Origin of the sequence: Microbacterium sp. 5K110 (genome assembly GCF_005774735.1) — a bacterium.
Taxonomy (GTDB): domain Bacteria; phylum Actinomycetota; class Actinomycetes; order Actinomycetales; family Microbacteriaceae; genus Microbacterium.
Window position 1 is genome coordinate 1 of sequence record NZ_VBUM01000127.1, and the last position, 6,544, is coordinate 6,544.

Below are 6,544 nucleotides of genomic sequence, written 5' to 3' on the forward strand. Positions count from 1 at the left end.
GGCGGCGTCGATCGCCGCGGCGACCGCGCCGATCGAGACGATGTCGGCGCCCAACGGCGAGGCCACGATCTCGGGGGCGGGCAGGTCGAGCGCGTCCGGAAGCGTGTGGGCGGCCGCGTCGATGAGGGGTGCGGCCCCGGCCGCGAGGGCACCGGAGATGATCACGCGGCGTACGTCGAACATGCTGCCGAACATGCCGGCGACCACCGCGAGCGCGGCACCGACCTCGGCGGCCACGGCCAAGGCGCCCGGGTCGCCCGCCCGCGCCAGATCGAGGACGGTCTTGGCATCCAGGGTGTCGGGGTCGACGTCGGCCAGCGCGCTGCCCGCCGGCACCGTGCCTCCGGCGATCGCCGCCCGAGCGGCGTCGACGCAGCGAGGCGCGAGCCCGAGGGCGCTGCCCACCCCCTCGACGCGGTCGAACGCGACCGTCTCGCCCGCGCCGCCGTGGGCGCCGCGGAGCAGTCGCCCGTCGACCCACACGCCCGCGCCGAAGCGTTCGCCGGCCAGGAGCGCCACGAAGTCGTCGCAGTCGACGGCGGCCCCGTGCGTGCGCTCGGCGACCGCTGCGAGCGAGGCGTCGTTCTCGACGCGGACGACGGGGGCCCACGCGGCGAAGGTGTCGATGAAGCGCGGGTTCATGCGCTCCCAGAAGCCGTCGTGGTGGGCGGGGGAGCGGCCCTCGCGATCGACAGGGGCGGGGACGCCCACGCAGATCGCGACGAGGTCGGCGCGCGTCGCCCGGGCGCGCGTCAAGGTCGCTTCGACGACTTTCTCGGCGGCGCGGCGGCGACGTTCCGGCGAATCGCGTTCGGGATCGACCGCGAGGCGCGAGGTCGCGACCGCGCGTCCGCGGAGGTCGGCGACGGTCGCGGTGACGTGGCCGCGGCCCGCGTCGACCCCGACGACGAGACCGGCGTCGTCGCGCAGGGCGAAGCGTCGCGCGGGGCGACCCTTGGAGTACTCGCCGACGGCGCGGGCGTTCGGCATCTCGACGAGGAGCCCGCGTGCGACGAGCTCGTCGAGCACGTCGATCGTCGTCGAGCGGGTGAGGGTGACCGCCGACATGACGTCGCTGGCGGTGAACGCCTCGGCGTCCCAGGCGTAGGCGAGCACGGCGTCGAGGCTGTGGCGGCGGAGCGAGGGCACCGAGGGTGTGGCATCCGTCATCGGATCTTGACCCCCTTCGTGTCTCCTGCAATACTGCCCTCATCGAATTGATTTAGCGAGTAGATTTACTCCCTGATTCTAGGAAGTCGCAACGATGCGAGGAGGACACGTGCCAGCGAAGACGGCGACGGTGCGACGGTGGGTCGCGGCGGGGGCGGTGACGGCACTGGGAGCGGCGATGCTCGCGGGCTGCTCCGCCGACGGCCGCGAGACCATCCGCTTCACCTTCAGCAAACGTGAGGCGCTCGCGTTCATGAACCAGGTGGTGGCGGACTACAACGCGTCGCAGGACAAGGTGCGGGTCGAGATGGACGCCTCGGGCGTCGACGTCGTCTCGGCGAGCTTCGTCCGGGGCAATCCGCCCGACATCATGCTCGCGAACTACAACTACGAGGTCGCCCGGTTCGTGCAGCGCTGTGCGCTCACCGACCTGTCCGGCACCGCGGCGGCGGCCACGGTCCGCGAGGACCTGCAGCCGCTCATGGACCAGTACGGCGTCTGCGCCGGCCGCACGAGCGCGCTCCCCTACTCGGTGATGGCGTCGTCGGTCATCTACAACACCGAGATCTTCGATCAGCTAGGGCTCGGAGTCCCCACCACGTGGGACGAACTGGTCCAGACCGCTGACACCCTGCAGGCCAACGGCATCACCCCCTTCTACGGCACCTTCAAGGACGACTGGACCGTGGGGCAGGGCTGGTACGACTACTCGATCGGCGGATCGCTCGACGTGCTCGACTTCTTCGACGCCCTCGCGGCCGAGGGCGACCGGGTGGGAGCCGATTCCGCGGTGTCGTTCCAGAAGGACTTCGCCGGTGCCATGGGCCGCATGACCGAGCTCGCCACGACCTACACGAACCCGGATGCCGACAGCCGGGCCTATGGCGACGGGAACCTCGCGTTCGCCCAGGGCCAGGCGGCGATGTACCTGCAGGGGCCGTGGGCGCTCGGCGAGATCGCCAAGACCGCGCCCGACCTCGCGGTGGGGACGTTCCCTCTCCCGATGACCGACGACCCCGCCGACCTCGCCGTGCGGGTCAACATGGACCTCGCCGCGACCATCCCCGAGGGCTCACGCCATCAGGATGCCGCGCGCGACTTCCTCGAGTATCTCTACCAGCCGCAGATCATCGAGGCCTACAACGAGTCGCAGCTCGGGTTCGCGCCGACGAAGGACGCGCCCTCGCCGAGCGACCCGCGCGTCGCCGGGATGATCCCGTTCTACGACGCGGGCCGCATCTACCAGGGCGCATCGGTCCTCGTGCCGAAGACGATCCCGGTCTTCAACTACGCCCAGGCGATGATCCTCGGCGCCTCGCCCGAGAACACGCTGCGCACGATGGACCAGGACTGGGCTCGCCTGGCCTTCCGGCAGCCCGCCGCGTCGACCACCGACTCCGCCTCCGCCGCCGCCGAGGGAGGCCAGCGATGACCACCACCACGACGATCGTCACCGGAGGGAAGGCCGCCGCTCGCCGCAGCACCCGCCGCGTCGAGCCGATCTACTACGTCTTCCTGATTCCGACCCTCGTGCTGTTCACGCTGGCGATCACGGTGCCGGGCATCATCGGCATCTTCTTCAGCTTCACCGACTCCATCGGCATCGGGGAGTGGAACTTCGTCGGGCTGACGAACTACATCGCCCTCTTCAGTGACCCGGCCATCCTCCAGGCGTACCTGTTCACCTTCGGGTTCTCGGTCGCGACGGTCATCGTGGTCAACATCGCGGCGTTCCTGCTGGCGGTCGGTCTGACTTCGAAGATCCGCTTCACGAGGGCCCTCCGCACGGTCTTCGTCATCCCGATGGTGATCTCGGGCATCATCATCGCCTTCGTCTTCAACTTCCTCTTCAGCAACTCGCTGCCGCAGGCGGGAGCCGCCCTCGGCATCCCGTGGCTCGAATCGAGCCTGCTCGCCAACCCCGACTTGGCGTGGGTCGCGATCGTGATCGTCACCGCGTGGCAGGCGATCCCCGGGACGCTGCTGATCTACATCGCCGGTCTTCTCTCGGTACCGGGTGACGTCTACGAGGCCGCGGGCCTGGACGGTGCGGGCAAGGTCCAGCAACTGCTGCGCATCACGCTCCCGCTGGTCGCCGGGTACGTCGTCATCAACGTCATCCTCGGCTTCAAGGGGTTCCTCAACGCCTACGACATCATCGTCGGTCTCACCAATGGCGGTCCCGGCACCGCGACCCGCAGCGTCGCGATGTCGATCATCTTCGGCTTCAACGGCGGCGACTACGCCTATCAGATGGCCAACGCGGCCCTGTTCTTCCTCGTCGCCGTCGTCATCTCGCTGCTGCAGCTCTCGCTGACCCGGGGAAGGAACACCCTCTCATGACCGCTGTCAACCAGCCGGCGCTCGCCTTCGAGCAGGCCGACCTCGCCCTCCCCGATCAGCGCCGCACCGAACGGCGGCCGCGCCGCGTGGGGACGGAGCGGATCAACTGGTCGACCACGACGATCCTCATCCTCTGCTCCGTCACGGTGCTGCTGCCCCTGTACGTCACCGTCACGATGGCGCTGAAGAGCGGGGCGCAGGTCGTCGACGGCAACGCCTTCTCGGTCCCCGCGCCGATCAGCTTCGACGGGTTCGTGCAAGCGTGGACGCTGACGAAGTTCCCCGTCGGGCTCGCGATCTCGCTCCTGGTCACGGCCGGAACCGTAGTGGCGACCATCGTGCTCGCGGCCTTCGCCTCCTACGCGATCGCGCGCAACTGGGACCGCAAGCTCTTCCGATACTCGTTCTTCTACCTGCTCGCGGCGATGTTCATCCCGTTCCCCGTGGTGGCGTTGCCGCAGATCCAGCTCACCGGCCGGGTCGGGCTCGACAACCCGTTCGGCGTGATCATCCTCGCCACGATGTTCCAGCTGAGCTTCAGCGTGCTGCTGTTCACGGCATTCCTGCGCTCGATCCCGCTCGAACTCGAAGAGAGCGCGCGCATCGACGGCGCCACGACGTGGCAGACGTTCTGGCGGCTGATCTTCCCGCTGCTCGCGCCGATGAGCGCGACCGTCGGCATCTTCGCCTTCCTGTACGCGTGGAACGACTTCATGATGCCCTCGCTCATCATCAGCGATCCCGCGATGCAGACGCTGCCCGTGCGTCAGAACCTGTTCCAGACGCAGTTCAGCAACAACTACAACGTCGCCTTCGCGTCGTACCTCATGGCCATGGCTCCCGCGATCGTCGCCTACCTCTTCACCCAGCGATGGGTGATGGCCGGTGTCACGCAGGGCGCCGTCAAGGGCTGACCGACCCCTCCCCGAAAGGACCCTCCCGTGACCACCGCCGCACCCTCCGTGCACGCCCGCGCCCTCTCCGACGCTCCCGACTGGTGGCGCCAGGCCGTGGTGTACCAGGTGTATCCCCGCAGCTTCGCCGACAGCAACGCCGACGGCCTCGGCGACATCCCCGGCATCACCGCGCGCGTGCCGTACCTCGCCGAACTGGGGGTGGATGCCATCTGGCTGAGCCCCTTCTACCCCTCGGCGCTCGCCGACGGCGGGTACGACGTCGCCGACTACCGCGACGTCGACCCGCGCCTGGGGACCCTGGCCGACATGGACGAGCTCATCGCGCAGCTGCACGCCCATGGCATCCGGGTCGTCGTCGACATCGTGCCCAACCACACCTCGGACGACCACACGTGGTTCCAGGAGGCTCTCGCCGCCGGCCGCGGGTCGGCCGCGCGCGAGCGGTACATCTTCCGCGAGGGGACGGGCCCCGATGGGTCCGAGCCGCCGACGGACTGGCAGTCGGTGTTCGGCGGGTCCGCGTGGGAGCGCGTGGCGGACGGGCAGTGGTACTTCCACAACTTCGATGTGTCGCAGCCCGACCTGAACTGGGCGAACCCCGAGGTGCGGGCGGACTTCGTCCGCACCCTGCGGTTCTGGAGCGACCGCGGTGTCGACGGGTTCCGTATCGACGTCGCCCACATGCTCACCAAGGACCTCAGCGAGCCGCTGCCGTCGGCCGCCGAGCTCGCCGCGATGCCGCAGGACGGCACCCACCCCCTGCTCGACCGCGACGACGTGCACGAGGTCTACGCCGAGTGGCGCGCCGTGTTCAACGAGTACGACCCGCCCCGTACCGCCGTCGCCGAGGCATGGGTGCACCCGTCGCGCGTGCCGCTGTACGCGAGCATCGAGAGCCTGGGGCAGTCGTTCAACTTCGACCTGCTCGAGGCCGACTTCGACCCGGCGCAGTTCCGCCGCATCGTCGCCGACAACCTCGCGCTCGCCGCCGAGTCGGGGTCGTCGACGACGTGGGTGCTGTCCAACCACGACGTCGTGCGCCACGCCACCCGCTACGGCCTGCCCGACGCCGAGCGGGCCGCGGACGGCCGCCCGACGCTCAAGCACGGCAACCGGTGGCTGCTCTCGGGCGGGGTCGAGCCGGCCCTCGACGCCGAGCGCGGCGTGCGCCGCGCCCGCGCCGCGGCGCTGTTCGTGCTGGGTCTGCCGGGGTCGGCGTACCTGTACCAGGGCGAGGAGCTGGGGCTGCACGAGGTCGCCGACATCCCCGACGCCCAGCGCCAGGACCCGACGTTCTTCCGCAGCCCCGGTGTCGACCAGGGGCGGGACGGATGCCGCGTGCCGCTGCCGTGGACGGCCGAGGGGCCGGCGTTCGGTTTCGGTGACGCGGGTGCGCACCTGCCGCAGCCGGAGTGGTTCGCCGCGTACGCCGTCGACCGCCAGGACGGCGACCCGGGCTCGACGCTATCGCTCTACCGCCGCGCCCTCGACCTGCGGCACGAGCTGCAGACCGCCGAGGAGCTGGAGTGGCTCGACCTCGGCCGTGACGATGTCGTGGCGTTCTCGCGACCGAACGGCTGGACGGTCGTGACGAACTTCGGCGCCGAGCCCGTGGAGCTCCCCGCGGGCGAGGTGCTGCTGTCGAGCGCGCCGGTCGAGTCGGGCACCCTGCCCGGCGAGGCAACGGCCTGGCTCCGGAGCGCCTAGCTATCTCTCGCGTGAGGGGTCAGAATGTGTCGCTTCGGGCGCTGCCGAAGCGACAATTCTTGACCCCTCACGCGCTGGGACGGCGCACCCACGTGGCGCCGCGGAGCTCGATCGCGCCGGCGGCGGCGAAGGCCTCGAGCCAGCCGCCCATGGGCCAGACGCCCCAGCGGCGGTGGAACGCGGCGCCGTTGCGGAGGATGTCGTCGAGGTGCTGCCATGGCGGTGAGGACACCGGATGCCACTGGTGGTAGGCATCCGCCCCGCCCGTCCACACCAGGGGGATGCCGGCGGCCCGCGCGGTCCAGGCGAGATCGGTGTCTTCGGCTCCGTACCCCTCGTACGCGTCGTGGAATCCGCCGAGGCGCTCCCACGTCGCGGCGGTGACGGCGAAGGACAGCGACCAGAAC

6 protein-coding genes are annotated in these 6,544 nt (G+C 70.2%); 4 read left to right on the forward strand and 2 right to left on the reverse strand.

The genetic code is table 11. The features are described 5' to 3' along the window. Positions 1 to 1,170 (reverse strand): ROK family protein (locus FE256_RS17170; protein WP_138178072.1); only part of this gene is annotated, 1,170 nt, incomplete at its 3' end. A gap of 109 nt (positions 1,171 to 1,279) precedes the next feature. Between FE256_RS17170 and FE256_RS17175 the strand changes: the two genes are divergently transcribed. From FE256_RS17175 to FE256_RS17190, 4 genes are read left to right on the forward strand one after another with little or no spacing between them, the layout of a single operon-like run. Next, positions 1,280 to 2,602 carry an ABC transporter substrate-binding protein gene (locus FE256_RS17175; protein WP_394529916.1) on the forward strand — a complete coding sequence of 441 codons (1,323 nt, stop codon included), beginning with the start codon at positions 1,280 to 1,282 and terminating at the stop codon, positions 2,600 to 2,602. Further along, on the forward strand, positions 2,599 to 3,513 hold the full coding sequence (locus FE256_RS17180; RefSeq protein WP_138178076.1) for a carbohydrate ABC transporter permease: 915 nt from the start codon (positions 2,599 to 2,601) through the stop codon (positions 3,511 to 3,513). The genes FE256_RS17175 and FE256_RS17180 overlap by 4 nt, the downstream gene beginning before the upstream one ends. Further along, positions 3,510 to 4,427 (forward strand): carbohydrate ABC transporter permease, encoded by a 918-nt coding sequence (locus FE256_RS17185; protein ID WP_171024401.1) that lies wholly within the window; start codon positions 3,510 to 3,512, stop codon positions 4,425 to 4,427. The genes FE256_RS17180 and FE256_RS17185 overlap by 4 nt, the downstream gene beginning before the upstream one ends. A 27-nt stretch (positions 4,428 to 4,454) precedes the next feature. Beyond that, complete coding sequence (locus tag FE256_RS17190; RefSeq protein WP_138178078.1) at positions 4,455 to 6,137, forward strand: glycoside hydrolase family 13 protein; 1,683 nt, start codon at positions 4,455 to 4,457, stop codon at positions 6,135 to 6,137. A gap of 67 nt (positions 6,138 to 6,204) precedes the next feature. Here the strand turns inward: FE256_RS17190 and FE256_RS17195 are convergent. Continuing rightward, positions 6,205 to 6,544, reverse strand: a 340-nt coding sequence (locus FE256_RS17195) for a glycosyltransferase family 2 protein (RefSeq protein WP_354646079.1), incomplete at its 5' end; no start/stop codon positions are given.